This window comes from Nostoc sp. UHCC 0252, assembly GCF_034931145.1.
Lineage (GTDB): Bacteria > Cyanobacteriota > Cyanobacteriia > Cyanobacteriales > Nostocaceae > Nostoc.
In genome coordinates this window covers 17529-32093 of the sequence record NZ_JAYGHE010000001.1, presented here as the reverse complement: position 1 = coordinate 32093, position 14565 = coordinate 17529, and the positions used below count along the sequence as shown (strand labels likewise).

Sequence of the window (14565 nt, the reverse complement as noted above, 5' to 3'; positions counted from 1 at the left end):
ACATGATATCAGTCGTCAGAATACAGGAAAGGTATTCTGTATGACACAACGACTGCGCGGTAGTTGAGCGCAGTCGAAACTCAGTGCAGCGCTATCGAGCGTCTTGATTCTGACTCCTGAATTCTACATTTCTATTTCAGATTTATTCAAACCTGTTAACCTAGCTACCTGTTCCACTGTCATCCCAGACTCAAGTAAGTTGCGTGCAGTTTGTAATAACTGTGATTCTGCCTTGTCTGCCCTTTGGCGTTCTTGTTCTGCCCTTTGGCGTTCCTTTTCTTCAGGAGTTGGCAGTAATTCTCCTAGTAAAGTTCCCCACCGTAACCAAGTAGCATCAATACCTTTATAATTTCCCTGCCAAAGCTGCAATGCTAACCCTAAAGATTGACTCACCAACTGATTTTGAGCATTTGCGGCAATGGGTTGATAAACTCCTTTGTCATTAGAGAAACCAGCCAAATCATCAGGGTTAAAAGGGTCATACCAAAAATATTCCGGTACACGCATTTGATTTTGATAAATCAGCTTTTTGAAGTTTTTGTCTGCTTGGGCTGTGCTGTCAGAAAGTAACTCAATAACTATATCTGGTGCTTTTCCCTCTTCCCACACTACCCAACTGCGTCGTTCTCCTTTCGGGACTCCCAACACAGCAAAAAAGTCTGGCCCTTTAAAGTCTTTGTTTCGCACCTGCGCCAGACTGTAGTAAACAAACATATTACCGCCAATAAACCCATCCTCTCGTTCTGACAACCAAGGTATCAGAGCATCTATCAGCAAGTCCATCTGGGCTTTATGGCGGGCGCTTTCCATTGGGATACCGTCATCATAGGGTAATTCTGCTTGGGTGGGTGGGAGTTGAATATCTGGTGCAGCTAGGATAGTTTCTGACATAGCTTTTCACCTGTTGGCTGGGCGTTGCGGATATTTTTATATTAAGCGATGTCTACGACGGGCTACGCCTACGCACCATTTTTCCGAGTGTATCGCTTTTCGCTGAAATATTGAATATTGCGATCGCATAATCCCATCATCGCTTTTGCGAACACCACTGGCTTCTCATATTCAATAGACATCTCCGAAAAAGAATGTAGAGACGCGAAATTTCGCGTCTCTACAAGGGTTCTGGGTCACGCATATTTAATTTCTGGAGATGTCTAAATATCATCCCACTTTTAGTTTTCGCTTGCTACAGGTAGACGGATAGTGAATCTACTACCTTGCCCTGGCTCAGATGTTACACCAATTGTCCCTTGATGTGCTTCAATAATGCAGCGAGATAGATATAGCCCCAAACCACTACCAGAACGCTGGTGTTTACCTTGGCGAAATCGCTCAAATAATATTTCCTGGTCTTGTTTAGAAATTCCCGGCCCTGTATCTTGGATATTAATAGTTACATCTGCCGGAGTCAGATGGCAGTCAATATCTATAGAACCTTTGTCTGTAAATTTGATCGCATTGCCGAGAATATTTGTTAAAACTCGCCGCAGTTCTACGCGATCGCCCATGACGGTGCTTGCAGTTTCACCTCGATCGAGATTTACAGCCAATCCTTTTTCTTCAGCTAAGGGAGTTAATTCTTGGGAAACTTCACTAACTAATTCCTGAATATCGCAGGGAGAAATCTTTAAGGTTTTACAGCCTGCTTCATGACGATAAACTTCTAGCAAGGTATTTACCATTTCCAGCAGGTCTTGATTACTGCCAATCATGGTATCAATTATTTCTTGCAATTGTGGCGAAACGTCGCAAAACCTGCCTTCCAGCAATAATTTTAAGACGCGGTTGGAGGCTACTAGCGGTATACGTAGATCGTGAGTAAAACGCGAGACAAAATCTGCCCGCAGGTTAGCCATTTGATCTCGTTCATCGATGCTATGTTTGAGGCGTAAGAGCGATCGCACTCGTGCATGTAGTTCATCAGGATCGAATGGTTTACGAATAAAGTCATCTGCACCAGCATCAAGTCCTTCCACAACGCTAGACTCATAGTGAGCCGTTAGCAGCAGAATCGGGATAAAAGGCAACGCCGGATTCTGTCGGATGCGTCGAGTAAATTCATAGCCATCTATCTCCGGCATCATCACATCTAGGAGAATTATGTCTGGTGGTGACTCTTCAGCCATAGCTAGTGCAATCTTGCTATCTTCCACCAAGCTAATTTCATAGTCCTTATCTTCTAGGACTGCTTCTAAGACAAGTAGATTGTCAAAAACATCATCGACAACGAGAATTTTATCTTTTTTGACACTTTTAGTTAAAGACATGGCTGAATAAAAAAAGAAGTGCTTGGCTATCGCTAGCAAATCTAGTAATAGCTTACTTTACCAGCGCTGAGATTATTAAGGATTCACATTTTCCTTTAAAGTTTTCTGAATTGAATATTGCGTACCTTACGTAATTATCCTGGCTTTTTCTTCAAAAGCTTGTATCAATTAATCCGTTTGTCTTATTCTGTAGATATATTAACTGTCTAATTATCTAAACAATATCTGTATTTGGGTTTTGTTGCAGGTACTTTATCATAGCCACTGCGAAGGTAACTATTTTTAATAGTCAACGATTCTTGTTTGCTACCGGATTTTTAATGAAGAATTGTTGCCCATAAAGAATTCTATCATCAGGTTAAGGTATAAAAATGTTTTTTGATTGAATTGTTTTCTCGAATTAAGACTTTTGCCTGAGAAAAACTTACCAGATCGGGTTATTTATGTCTAACGGTAGATGAAGTTCAGGAAACAATACCAAATGCATTGCTTTTTGTATAAGATACCGAATAGAAGAACGAGATTATTTTAATCTGTACTTTCGATAGATAACAGTAAAGTTAAGCAACTATGAGTGAAATCAAAATCCTTGTGATTGAAGATCACAACCTAACGAGAATCGGCTTACGGTCTGCCTTACAAACCCAGCCAGAGTTTAATATTGTTGGCGAAGCAGCCAATGCAGCCGACGGTATTAAGCTACTGAAAACTCTCAAGCCTGATGTTGCGACTATTGACATCGGTTTGCCTGACATGGATGGTATTGAGCTAACACGCACCTTTAGGCAATATCAATCAGAGAACGAGGACTATACAACAAAGCTGCTAATTTTAACGATGCAGAATAGCGAACAGGCCGTTTTAGCAGCATTTGCAGCAGGTGCAGATTCTTATTGCATGAAGGATATCGAAACAGAGAGACTAGTAGAGGCTGTGCAAACAACTTATGCAGGTAGCTCATGGATTGATCCTGCGATCGCCGACCTTGTACTACAACAAATACGTCAAGATTTCCCTGATGGTAGCAGAGGGGCATCTGGAAAACGAGTCTTGATTGAAGGTATTGACCCAGATACTGAGAAAAGTATAGTCAGCTATCCTTTAACTCATAGAGAGATGGATGTTCTAGAGTTGATTGTTGCTGGGTGTGACAATGCAGAAATTGCTAAAAGGCTCTATTTAACAGTTGGTACTGTAAAAACTCATGTTCGAGGTATTCTCAATAAACTCTGTGTTGCTGACCGGACACAGGCTGCTGTTCGTGCTTTGCGGGCTGGATTAGTACCGTGAGCAAGTAAATATATGATGAACATTTTCAACTCAATCGTTTTTCGATCAAAGCGGTTAACTCAAATAAATAAATATTTATTAAGGAGTTGTTACCAAATTTTAGTACAATGACATCATCCCAAATAAGTATTTTTTCTCATATACATGATAGCGGATCAATTTCCCTGGCTTACCGCAATTGTCTTGCTGCCACTCATTGCTTCCCTGCTTATCCCTGTGCTGCCTGATAAAGATGGTAAGCTCGTTCGATGGTATGCATTAGGTATAGGTATTGCAGACTTTGCCTTGATGTGTTACGCCTTTTGGAAACATTACGATGCTAGCAGTGCTAGTTTTCAACTTGTAGAAAGTTATGCCTGGATGCCTCAGTTGGGTCTGAACTGGGCGGTATCAGTAGATGGACTTTCAGCGCCACTTGTACTTCTAGCAGGATTTGTCACCACACTCTCGATTTTTTCGGCCTGGCAAGTTGATCACCGCCCTCGCCTCTTCTATTTTTTGATGCTGGTGCTGTATTCTGCACAGGTAGGGGTGTTCGTTGCCAAAGACTTGCTGCTATTTTTCATTATGTGGGAAGTAGAGCTAATCCCCGTCTACCTACTAGTCTGCATTTGGGGTGGGCAAAGACGACGTTATGCGGCTACGAAATTCTTGTTGTATACCGCAGCAGCTTCTATATTTATCTTAGTGGCAGCCCTGGCAATGGGGCTATACGGCGGCGGTGATACGACATTTGATATCACCGCCCTCGCCAATAAGGAATATCCCCTTGGTCTACAACTGCTGCTTTATGCAGGATTATTGATTGCATTTGGTGTCAAGCTTGCTGTTTTCCCGATGCATACCTGGTTGCCTGATGCCCACGGCGAAGCATCCTCTCCTGTATCGATGATTTTGGCTGGTGTATTGCTGAAGATGGGTGGATACGGGCTAATTCGCCTGAATCTTGAACTACTCCCCGATGCACACATTTATTTTGCACCGGTTCTAGCCATTCTCGGTGTTGTCAACATTATCTATGGTGCATTGAACTCCTTTGCCCAGACGAATATGAAGCGGCGTTTGGCTTATTCGTCGATTTCTCACATGGGGTTTGTACTGCTTGGTATTGCCTCATTCACCGATTTGGGCATCAACGGCGCGATGTTGCAGATGATTTCGCATGGTTTGATTGCATCGGTGCTGTTCTTCTTAGCCGGCGTTACTTACGATCGCACCCACACAATGGTAATGAAAGATATGGGCGGTATTGGTCAAGCCATGCCCAAAGTCTTTGCTTTATTTACAATCGGAGCAATGGCATCCCTAGCACTTCCCGGTATGAGCGGCTTTGCTGGCGAACTCTCGGTATTTGTTGGGATGACAAGCAGTGACGTTTACAGTTCAACTTTTTGCACCGTAACGGTTTTCCTCGCCGCCGTTGGAGTCATCCTCACTCCGATTTATCTACTTTCCATGCTGCGAGAGGTATTTTATGGTAAAGATGCAGCACTGCTATGCGACATTAATAATTCCGGTTCGGAAAATCAGGAAGATGAGGGAACAGTTTGTTTTGGTACAGACTGTCTCGTACCAGAGGAAGCAGTCTACGAAGATGCTAGACCCCGTGAGGTGTTTATCGCTGCTTGTTTCCTGCTGATGATTATTGGTATTGGTTTCTATCCCAAGATGGCGATGCAAATGTACGACGTAAAGACTGTTGCAATCAATGCTAATGTTCGCCAGTCTTATGCCATAGTCTCGCAAACAAATCCCCAAATTTATGCTAAGGGTTTGTTGGTTCCGCAAATTACCGAGGTTGAGTTAGCGCCCGTTTTGGGAACTCTGAAGTAAGGGTTTTGACCTCGATTTTTGTGGAAAAGTGCGATACGTACAACTAAGTACTAACCGTCTATGCGTTTTTATTAGGTTATTACTTTGACCAAAGGCTCTACGCAACCTACAATTACTACATTAGAGTAATACATAAACGGGTTGCGTATGAGTAATACTTCCTTCTTTGATGAACAGAAAGAGCAATCTTTAATAAAAGCTAGAATTGTTGAGAAATATTTTTGGGCTTGGGCAAAGGTAATTATACCAACTGCTAAAAAAGTTGACCCAAGAATTGCCTATATAGACCTTTTTGCAGGCCCAGGTAGATACAAAGATGGTTCAAAATCAACACCAATAAAAGTTTTAGAGACTGCGATTTCTAATCCAGATATGCAAAATATGTTGGTAACAGTATTTAATGATGCTGATGCAGAACATATTAATTCTCTCCAAGAAACTATAAATTCAATTCCTGGTATTGAAAATTTAAAATATAAACCTCAAGTAATTAATCATGAAGTTGGGGAAAATATTGTTAAGACATTTAACGAGCGAAAGTTAGTACCTACATTCTTTTTTGTAGATCCGTGGGGATATAAGGGATTATCGCTACAACTTATTAACTCAGTTGTAAAAAACTGGGGGTGTGATTGCATCTTCTTTTTCAATTACAACCGGATCAATATGGGTTTAGGTAACGCAGCTGTTGAAGAACACATGAATGCGCTATTTGGAAAAATACGAGCCGATCAAATACGCGAAAAACTAAAAACCCTTAAACCAGAAGAACGGGAGTTAACAGTTGTAGAAGCACTTTGCGAAGCTCTCAAAGAAATGGGAGGAGAGTATGTTCTACCTTTTCGCTTCAAACATGAAAACGGCAACCGAACTAGTCATCACTTAATCTTCGTGAGTAAGCACGTCAAAGGCTATGCGATCATGAAAGACATAATGGCAAAAGAGAGCTCTGAACAAAATCAAGGCGTACCTTCTTTTGAATATAATCCAGCCACTTATAGACAACCGTTACTTTTTGAATTTTATCGTCCTCTTGATGACTTAGAAGAAATGCTATTAGATACATTTGCAGGTCGAACAATAACCATGCAAGACATTTACAATCAGCATCATGTTGGAAGGCGTTATATTAGCAAGAATTACAAAGATGCTCTTAAGAATCTTGAAGCTAAAAGTGAAATTATAGCAGATCCACCTGCTAATAAACGCAGAATGAATAAAGGTGAACTTACATTCGCAGATTCGGTAAAAGTAACATTTCCACCTAAGCAGTAATTACCAAACTTTCTTTCTTACCTGCTAATTTCAGTGGAGTATTCCCCCATCTCTTTCGATGCCGATTCCAAGCATCAGGCATTTCATCCCATATTTTACCATCCAGTAATCTACCTCCAGCTTTAGAAGTTCTTCCGCCAATCTGCTTGAAAAAGAATGCAACTTCTGCTGCTTGACACTGGTCATGAATATCTTTTACCCACTCAGTTTTTAAAGGGCGATGTTTTTGTCCAGACTCTCCACCAACAATAACCCAGTGAATATCTGTTAACTCAAGATTCAATTCACCTAAGAGCGGTTCACATGAAAGAAAGCGGACAGTCGCCGGAACTTGGCGAAGAAAGTCAACACGATGAACATAGTTTTGATTTTCGACTGACACACCCAACCAGATATTTTCATGAAATTCTAGTTCAGAACTCAACTGAAGTAATCGATCAGGTCTTTTTGTTAATATTTGATATATGTGCCAAGGCGTTTTATGAATCACTTCAAAGACCTTTTTAATGAAATCAAGAGGTACATCTTCATGAAAAAGATCGCTCATTGAATTGACAAATATTCTACTTGGAGTACGCCACTTTAAAGGTTCCGCTAACCTTTCTGGGTGTAAAGTTAAATCAAATCCATTCTTGAAGTTATTAGGAAAACGTTTAGTGAGAGCTTCTGCATAGCAATGCAAACAACCTGGGCTAACTTTGTTGCAACCAGTGGTTGGGTTCCAAGTTTTATCTGTCCACTCAATACCCGTGTGTGTACTAGACATATTATATAACCTTGTAAATTACAAATTTTGCAAATTATACTTTTTAGGATCTATGATTTTTATAGTGTATACGTACTATAACAGAACTCATGATCATCTCATCGCAGATGGGGCAGAACGCTCGCACAATCCAACCATTTAAATTCCCATAGCATTAATTTTGCCAAAGCCACAACCTCTGAAACTCAAGATTCGGAGGATCTATCTATTAAGGGATACTAGATCAAAGTATCCCCAACAGCGCTCAAAAACTAGCCTCAAAGTGATACCAATACATGAGATGCTAGTTGATGATTACTGAGTTTTAGCAATGTCTGTTGTTTCTACCATCACCGTTACCGTTCCCGCCACAACTGCAAATTTGGGGCCTGGTTTTGATTGCATTGGTGCAGCTTTAAAGCTGTACAACGAGTTCAAGTTCACTCGCATAGAAGAAGGTGGGCTAACTATTCATGTCACTGGTACGGAAGCTGAACGAGTTCAAACTGATGAAAGCAATCTCCTTTACCAAGCGTTCGTCAAGTTCTATCAACATATAGAGCAGACACCGCCAACTGTGAAAATAGAGATTAAGTTAGGTGTCCCACTGGCAAGGGGTTTGGGTAGTTCGGCAACAGCAATTGTTGGGGGCTTGGTTGCCGCTAATCAACTTGAAGGTGCAACTCTTTCTCAGTCACAGGTGATGGAGTTAGCGATCGCAATGGAAGGACATCCTGATAATGTAGTTCCAGCTTTGTTAGGTGGATGTCGTCTTGCTGCTACCAGTGGCACAGCTTGGGAAATTTGTGATGTTCCCTGGCATAAAGATGTTGTACCAGTTGTAGCTATTCCTAATTTTGAACTTTCTACTTCAGAGGCGCGGGGAGTTCTGCCAACTGAAGTAAGTCGCGCCGATGCAATTTTTAATACGGCACATTTGGGGTTATTGTTACGGGGCTTGGAAACTGGTAACGGACAATGGCTAAAGACAGCTTTGCAAGATAAGTTGCATCAGCCCTATCGCAAAGCTTTGATTCCTGGTTATGATGCTCTCAACATCGCAGCCGTTAGTGCTGGTGCTTATGGTATGGTGATTAGTGGTGCGGGGCCAACACTGTTAGCTTTAGCGGATAAACTAAACTCGAAGGCTGTGGAGGCGGCAATGTTAGCTGCTTGGCAAGAAGAAGGAATTACAGCCGAGGTGCGATCGCTTTCTCTCGATACCCAAGGCGCAAAAAGCTTTTAAAAAATTCGATAACTATTTTACTCAGCACTTAAAACTCGATTTATGGAGCAAATTCAGGCTGAAATGGCGGCGCTTAAATCTCAAATTCAGATTCTCCTAGAAGAACGCGCTGCACTCACTATTAATAATGTAATCTCTACCGAAAATGATTCACCCCAGGCAATGGTTGAAGCATATCGCCGTCAAGCCAGGGAAAATGCCCAATTATCAGTTGAACTCCAGGGCATCGATGCGGCGATCGCAGCTTTGGAAGGCCAGATAAAACAAAAACAAGGTAAGTTAGTGCGATCGCAAGTTGCATCAAAAGAACTTATCCAACAGCAAGAGTTAGAAGAAGCCAAAGAAGCGGCACAGGTTCATGCCCAACGCATTAATCAACTAGCAAGTGAACTGGCGGCAGAAGTCCGTCTCCTTAAACATTGCGCTAATGAATTGAGTCCAATGTATTGGCGGATTTATTACAAGCCCTTCATCACTGGATTTAAGACAATCTCTGTACCTTATGTCCGCTCTGATGGGGAAGTGTGGACAATTGTCAACCGGATTGTTTAATGCTTTAGCATTTTCGGCGTTGCTGATTGCGGTATGAAAACGATTGTGCTTTGTGGTGAAAAGCCTTGTAGAGACGCGAAATTTCGCGTCTCTATATCCAAAATTCATACCTAGATTCAGCAACGCCGCATTTTCGTTTGTACGCCTCTGCGTAGTTTTCTTTTGCAAGCCGCTAATCTAAAATTGGATATTTAGCTATCAATTTATGGTTAAAGATGAACTGAGATTAATCATTCCTAACCCCCACGAAGGAGATATCAGCAAAAGCTTACTGGCAAAAATTTTAAAACAAGCTCAAGTTAGTAAAGAAGAATGGGAAGCGCTTTAAATAAGCGATCGCAGTACAATTTTTCATTCAATAAAAGTTTACTTTTTGATATAACAATACTTTGTGATATATCATACCTTAGTGAAAGGGGTAATAATATAACTTTCAGCTTTACTGCACTGGATTGCACAAGAGCGCTTTTATTAAAATAGCGATCGCTTGTAAATAGCGCTATTGACTAGATCCTACTGAAAAGAACCAGATTTATATTAAATTGTCAACCTGCCAAAAGAAATAAAATATTATTAACCTTACTCTTACTTAATTTTGATCAACCAAATCAAAAGGTTGTTCATAACCGTTTTGGTGTAACCACCTGGGTTGATGTTAAAAAATAGCATACTAAATCAAATTAATATAAATTTCACTAAAAAAACTGAGTATTAGTAACTTCTAATTGGCAAGCAGTACGAAAAGAAAATCAGAAATCCTTAATTAGTTTAATTGAAGACATTACTGATAAACTTGCTTTAAAGCAAAATCTAGCACAGTAATTATAAAAAGAGAATTTGCGAATAGATGCTTTTTTATTACTATACAAACAATAACTACATGGAAAAAGTAATCACTTTAATGCCAGATGCTTTGTTAGTAACCAGTAATTTAGGAAGGATAAAAAAAGTAAATTATGCTGCTCAAAAACTATTTGGTTTCAGCGAAGAAGAATTAGTTGACCAACCAATATCAATAATCCTTGATGACGACCAATTACTAATAGAAGCAATTTTTAAACATTCCTCCTTTAAGCAAAGTTTCCAGAACTTAGAGGTAGTTTGTCGGACTAAGACTAGAGAAAAGCGGTTGATTGCTTTTTCTTGTTCAGTAATTGCGAAAAAAATACAAGGATTAGAAGAGATTGTCTACATTGGTCGAGATATTACTGCTCGACAGCATCGAGAACAACGTACAAGTACCCAATATAGTATCACTCGAATATTATCAGAATCTCAGAGCGTAAAGCAGGCAATTCCGCAAATTTTGCAGTCGATTTGCCAAAATTTGGGATGGGATTTAGGTGAACTTTGGACACCAAGTCAATATATTGGCACTTCCGTACAGGGACACAGCATCAATGCAGTATTAAGGTGTGTGGAAATTTGGTCAAGTCGACTAATTTCTGCGCGAGAGTTTAAAGCAATCACCTGGCAAACTACCTATACACCCGGTGTTGGCTTACCTGGCCGAATTTGGATCAGACGTTTGCCTTTGTGGATTCAAGATATCGCAGAAGATGGAGACACAAGGCGATCGCAACCTGCGGCTGAAGCTGGATTGCACGCCGCTTTTGGTTTCCCTATCTTAGACGATAGTGAAATCTTAGGAGTGATGATTTTCTTTAGTCGGGATGTACAACCAAAAGATAAAGACCTATTGCAAATGATGGGTTCTATTGGTAGTCAAATTGCCCAGTTTATCAAACGCAAACAAGCAGAAGATGCTCTTGTAGAAAGCGAAGAACGTTATCGAGATTTATTTGAAAATGCTAATGACCTAATTCAATCCGTTAATACATCTGGTCGTTTTTTGTATGTCAATCGTGCATGGCGGGAAACATTAGGATATAGCGAAGCTGAAATTGCGAATATGAATGTTTTTGATATTATCCATCCAGACTTTAAGCAAGACTGTTTGCAAAAGTTTTATCGCGTGCTATCAGGAGAAAAGCTTGAACAAGTAGAAGTTGCATTCCTTACTAAAGACGGTCAAACAATTTTTTTAGAAGGTAATATTAACTGTAAATTTGTCGAAGGTCATCCAGTTGCGACTCGTGGTATATTTCGCAGTGTCACCCAGCGACTAGCAGTAGAAGAAGCGCTGCGCCATCAGCAGGAAGAAACCGAACGTTTATTGCTGACTATTTTGCCAACCACAATCTCCAAGGAACTGAAAGAAGAACCAGCTAACATTACCGAAGTCACAATTTTATTTGCAGATATTGTTGGTTTTAGCGAAATTGCTGCTTCTATGAGTGCAATTCAAGTGGTAAATTTACTAAACTCGATTTTCTCAACTTTCGATTGCCTCACCGAACGATATGGTTTAGAGAGAATAAAGACCATTACCGATGCTTATATGGTAGTAGGTGGCTTACCTACACGCCGCCGGGATCATGCTCAAGCGATCGCTCTTATGGCACTGCATATCCAAACTGCGATCGCTCTATTTAATACTGAGAATAACCAAAACTTCAATATTCGTATTGGCATTCATAGCGGTTCCGTAGCTGCGGGAGTAATTGACCTCAACAAATTTACTTATGATCTCTGGGGAGACACGGTAGACATCGCTAGTTGCATGGAATCTCAAGGAATTGTTGGTAAAATCCAGGTTACAGAAGATACTTATAAGTCTTTGTGTGATGAATTTTTATTTAAAAAGCGGGGCGAAATCGAAGTTAAAGACAAAGGAAAAATGACAACTTATTTTTTGATTGGACAAAAGTGATAAGGGGCATGGGGCACAAGAAGAAGAGGGGCAGAGGGGCAGGGGGCAAGGGGGAGAATTAAAATTACCTCTTTCCCCTCTGCTCCCTGCTCCCTGCTCCCTGCCTCTTCTTCCCCCACTCCCTACTCCCTAATTAGCATTCGGAATCAGCCGACCACAGGGATAAGTCGCTGTTTGTTGTGAAGCACTTTCAGCCACTGCTGCGGGAATCTGATCGGATGGTTGGCTTTTGGCTGCTAGATAGTCTTTTTGTAATTTATCCAAAATAGCTTCTCGCTTGTCGTACACCCGCTTTAGGGGACGAGGCTCGCACTTATTCAAGACGTATGCTGTCACCAATGGTAGAGCGATCGTGCTATCGGTATAACAAACAATTGTGTTAGGTAACTCTTCCGGGTCAATCTTACCCCAACTGACAGCTTCCGATGGGGTTGCTCCAGACAAACCGCCTGTATCTGGACGTGCATCGGTAAACTGGATAAAGTAATCGTGTCCTCGTTCTTCTAGCCCTAATACTTCGTGGAGTTGCGGTTGAGTTTGGAGTAAAAAGTTCTTAGGACTACCGCCACCGAGAATTACCGCCGCACTTTTACCGTCTGACTCACGGGCATTATATGCGATCGCAGCCGTTTCATTGACATCAATTGATGGATCTATCACCAGCTGCGAACCTTCCAAAGCCAAAGCTGCCACGTTCATCCCAATAGAACTATCTCCTGGAGAAGACGTATATATAGGCACGCCACACTCATAAGCTGTAGCAAGCAAGCAGGAATTTTTCACACCCAACTGCTTTTCTACTTCTCGAACATACTTACCCAGTAAATGGTGAAACTCAGCAGTTCCCATCCGCTTCTGAAATGCTTCCCCTTGCAAAATTTTGCGGATGAAAGCATCAGTTTCTAGCAGCACATCGTAACCAAAGATGATGTCATAAATGCGAATAGTCCCTTCCTGGCGCAGCTTCACATCATCCAAAAACGGATTACCAGCAAAAAGTTCAAAACCCAAACCATAGTGCATATCGTGGTAAAGATTTGCACCAGTGCTAATCATCCAATCAATAAAGCCATTGCGAATTAAGGGTGCAAGCGCTGAAACCCCAAATCCTGCTGGTGTCATCGCACCGGAAAGGCTAACTCCCACCGTGACACCTTCCGTCAGCACATCACGACTCAGAAGTTGGCAGATTTCCCGCAACCGCGCTGAGTTGTAAGCAGTGAAGTATTGATCGATCAAATCCACCACATTAATATCATTTGATATCGGTGTAGGTGCAATTTTTTGACCCAGATGTTTAGACATTTTGGCACTCCCGAACAGAAAACACGCCGCCGAATCTAATGTTATCTAGCTTTCAGCCAAAGTGACAGCAATTTAACTAGTACAGTACGGTGGTAAATCCACTTATCATCTCAGTACTACGGCTAAGACTAAATTGTGTCACCTAGCTCAACGCCTACAATTGACACGATCTCACCTTTTGAGCTTCTAAAAATATTAAATTTAATGGAAGATTTAATAAATCTAGGACTTACGCAAAAAATAACCTAAACCTTGATTTTTCTGTATGGACAATTGATGAATTACCCTAACTGCGTGTAGTTTTGCGTCAGTCCTAAAATCGAGAGAGGTGTACGCTACCTAGATATAAATGCGTCAACAGAGGACTCAACCAATGGGATATGTAATTGCTACTGCAAATATGAAAGGTGGCGTTGGTAAAACCACCCTCACCGTCAACTTAGCTACCTGTTTAGCTAAAAATCATGGCAAGCGGGTGCTTGTCCTTGATTTAGACAGCCAAATTAGTGCCACACTCAGTTTGATGTCGCCTTTAGATTTTGCCAAGCGTCGTAAACAAAGTAAGACATTTAGGTATTTGATTGACGAAGTGATCAATCCAGACCCACAAGCAAAACTGACAATTCAAGATATCATTCAATCCCAAGTTTGCAATCTTCCTGGGCTGGATTTATTACCAGGAGACATCGACTTATATGATGAATTCGTTGTTTCCGAAATGTTACACAAACAAGCAACTGCATTAGGTGAGCAGGACTTTGAAACAATTTGGAATCGTTTTGAAAGAGTCCTAATCAATAACATTTTAAAACCAGTCCGTCAAGAATATGATTTCATCCTTCTCGATTGTGCCCCTGGATATAATTTATTGACTCGTAGCGCTTTAGCTGCCAGCGATTTCTACATCCTTCCTGCAAAACCAGAACCTTTATCTGTAGTGGGTATTCAACTTCTAGAAAGACGCATTGCCCAATTAAAAGACAGTCATGGACATGAAACCAAAATAGATATAAAAATGCTGGGAATTATATTCAGCATGTCTAGTGCTAACCTTCTCACTGGGAGATACTATAAACAAGTAATGCACCGAGTTGTGGAAGATTTTGGGGTAGAAAAAATTTGTAAAGTACAAATACCAGTCGATGTCAATGTTGCGAAGGCTGTTGATAGTTTTATGCCAGCAGTTTTAAATGCTCCCCAATCAGCTGGTTCAAAAGCATTTTTTCAGTTAACTCAGGAGTTGCTGCAAAAGCTATAAAGACCCAACCAGTGAGCTAAT

At 41.0% G+C, this 14565-nt stretch carries 12 protein-coding genes; 8 read left to right on the top strand and 4 right to left on the bottom strand.

Annotated features, from left to right (window positions below):
• Positions 1 to 123: 123 nt before the first annotated feature.
• Positions 124 to 891: a Uma2 family endonuclease gene (locus tag VB732_RS00125; RefSeq protein WP_323228778.1), complete on the bottom strand. Its 768-nt coding sequence runs from the start codon at positions 889 to 891 to the stop codon at positions 124 to 126.
• A gap of 281 nt (positions 892 to 1172) precedes the next feature.
• Complete coding sequence (locus VB732_RS00120) at positions 1173 to 2267, bottom strand: hybrid sensor histidine kinase/response regulator (RefSeq protein ID WP_323228777.1); 1095 nt, start codon at positions 2265 to 2267, stop codon at positions 1173 to 1175.
• Between the two features lie 570 nt (positions 2268 to 2837).
• Here VB732_RS00120 and VB732_RS00115 point away from each other — a divergent pair.
• The 3 genes from VB732_RS00115 (at position 2838) to VB732_RS00105 (ending at position 6665) form a co-directional block, all read left to right on the top strand.
• Entirely contained in the window at positions 2838 to 3557 is a 720-nt protein-coding gene (locus VB732_RS00115) for a response regulator transcription factor (protein ID WP_323228776.1), read from the top strand.
• A 144-nt stretch (positions 3558 to 3701) separates the two neighbouring features.
• Entirely contained in the window at positions 3702 to 5390 is a 1689-nt protein-coding gene (locus VB732_RS00110) for an NAD(P)H-quinone oxidoreductase subunit 4 (RefSeq protein WP_323228775.1), read from the top strand.
• A 147-nt stretch (positions 5391 to 5537) separates the two neighbouring features.
• Entirely contained in the window at positions 5538 to 6665 is a 1128-nt protein-coding gene (locus tag VB732_RS00105) for a three-Cys-motif partner protein TcmP (protein WP_323228774.1), read from the top strand.
• Here the strand turns inward: VB732_RS00105 and VB732_RS00100 are convergent.
• Positions 6655 to 7431: a phage Gp37/Gp68 family protein gene (locus tag VB732_RS00100; RefSeq protein WP_323228773.1), complete on the bottom strand. Its 777-nt coding sequence runs from the start codon at positions 7429 to 7431 to the stop codon at positions 6655 to 6657. The genes VB732_RS00105 and VB732_RS00100 overlap by 11 nt on opposite strands.
• Positions 7432 to 7741: 310 nt before the next feature.
• Between VB732_RS00100 and thrB the strand changes: the two genes are divergently transcribed.
• The 4 genes from thrB (at position 7742) to VB732_RS00080 (ending at position 11981) form a co-directional block, all read left to right on the top strand.
• A complete protein-coding gene (thrB, locus tag VB732_RS00095) occupies positions 7742 to 8656 on the top strand; it encodes a homoserine kinase (protein WP_323228772.1) in 915 nt (304 codons plus the stop codon).
• A gap of 42 nt (positions 8657 to 8698) precedes the next feature.
• Entirely contained in the window at positions 8699 to 9208 is a 510-nt protein-coding gene (locus VB732_RS00090; protein WP_323228770.1) for a hypothetical protein, read from the top strand.
• A gap of 205 nt (positions 9209 to 9413) precedes the next feature.
• Entirely contained in the window at positions 9414 to 9536 is a 123-nt protein-coding gene (locus tag VB732_RS00085; RefSeq protein WP_323228768.1) for a hypothetical protein, read from the top strand.
• Positions 9537 to 10088: 552 nt separating this feature from the next.
• The gene (locus VB732_RS00080; protein WP_323228766.1) at positions 10089 to 11981 is read left to right on the top strand and encodes an adenylate/guanylate cyclase domain-containing protein; all 1893 of its coding nucleotides are present in this window, start codon (positions 10089 to 10091) and stop codon (positions 11979 to 11981) included.
• A 129-nt stretch (positions 11982 to 12110) separates the two neighbouring features.
• On the opposite strand, the gene VB732_RS00075 is transcribed toward VB732_RS00080, so the two are convergent.
• Entirely contained in the window at positions 12111 to 13286 is a 1176-nt protein-coding gene (locus VB732_RS00075; RefSeq protein ID WP_323228765.1) for a homospermidine biosynthesis protein, read from the bottom strand.
• A gap of 373 nt (positions 13287 to 13659) precedes the next feature.
• On the opposite strand from VB732_RS00075, the gene VB732_RS00070 reads away from it, so the two are divergent.
• Positions 13660 to 14544, top strand: coding sequence for a ParA family protein (locus VB732_RS00070; RefSeq protein ID WP_323228764.1), 885 nt, complete (start codon positions 13660 to 13662; stop codon positions 14542 to 14544).
• Positions 14545 to 14565: the final 21 nt, after the last annotated feature.

Bases quoted from the DNA above. Each gene is read 5' to 3' on its own strand.
- VB732_RS00070 (WP_323228764.1), top strand. From the start codon at position 13,660: ATGGGATATGTAATTGCTACTGCAAATATGAAAGGTGGCGTTGGTAAA.
- VB732_RS00125 (WP_323228778.1), bottom strand. From the start codon at position 891: ATGTCAGAAACTATCCTAGCTGCACCAGATATTCAACTCCCACCCACC.
- VB732_RS00115 (WP_323228776.1), top strand. From the start codon at position 2,838: ATGAGTGAAATCAAAATCCTTGTGATTGAAGATCACAACCTAACGAGA.
- VB732_RS00120 (WP_323228777.1), bottom strand. From the start codon at position 2,267: ATGTCTTTAACTAAAAGTGTCAAAAAAGATAAAATTCTCGTTGTCGAT.
- VB732_RS00085 (WP_323228768.1), top strand. From the start codon at position 9,414: ATGGTTAAAGATGAACTGAGATTAATCATTCCTAACCCCCACGAAGGA.
- VB732_RS00090 (WP_323228770.1), top strand. From the start codon at position 8,699: ATGGAGCAAATTCAGGCTGAAATGGCGGCGCTTAAATCTCAAATTCAG.
- VB732_RS00075 (WP_323228765.1), bottom strand. From the start codon at position 13,286: ATGTCTAAACATCTGGGTCAAAAAATTGCACCTACACCGATATCAAAT.
- VB732_RS00110 (WP_323228775.1), top strand. From the start codon at position 3,702: ATGATAGCGGATCAATTTCCCTGGCTTACCGCAATTGTCTTGCTGCCA.
- VB732_RS00105 (WP_323228774.1), top strand. From the start codon at position 5,538: ATGAGTAATACTTCCTTCTTTGATGAACAGAAAGAGCAATCTTTAATA.
- thrB (WP_323228772.1), top strand. From the start codon at position 7,742: ATGTCTGTTGTTTCTACCATCACCGTTACCGTTCCCGCCACAACTGCA.
- VB732_RS00100 (WP_323228773.1), bottom strand. From the start codon at position 7,431: ATGTCTAGTACACACACGGGTATTGAGTGGACAGATAAAACTTGGAAC.
- VB732_RS00080 (WP_323228766.1), top strand. From the start codon at position 10,089: ATGGAAAAAGTAATCACTTTAATGCCAGATGCTTTGTTAGTAACCAGT.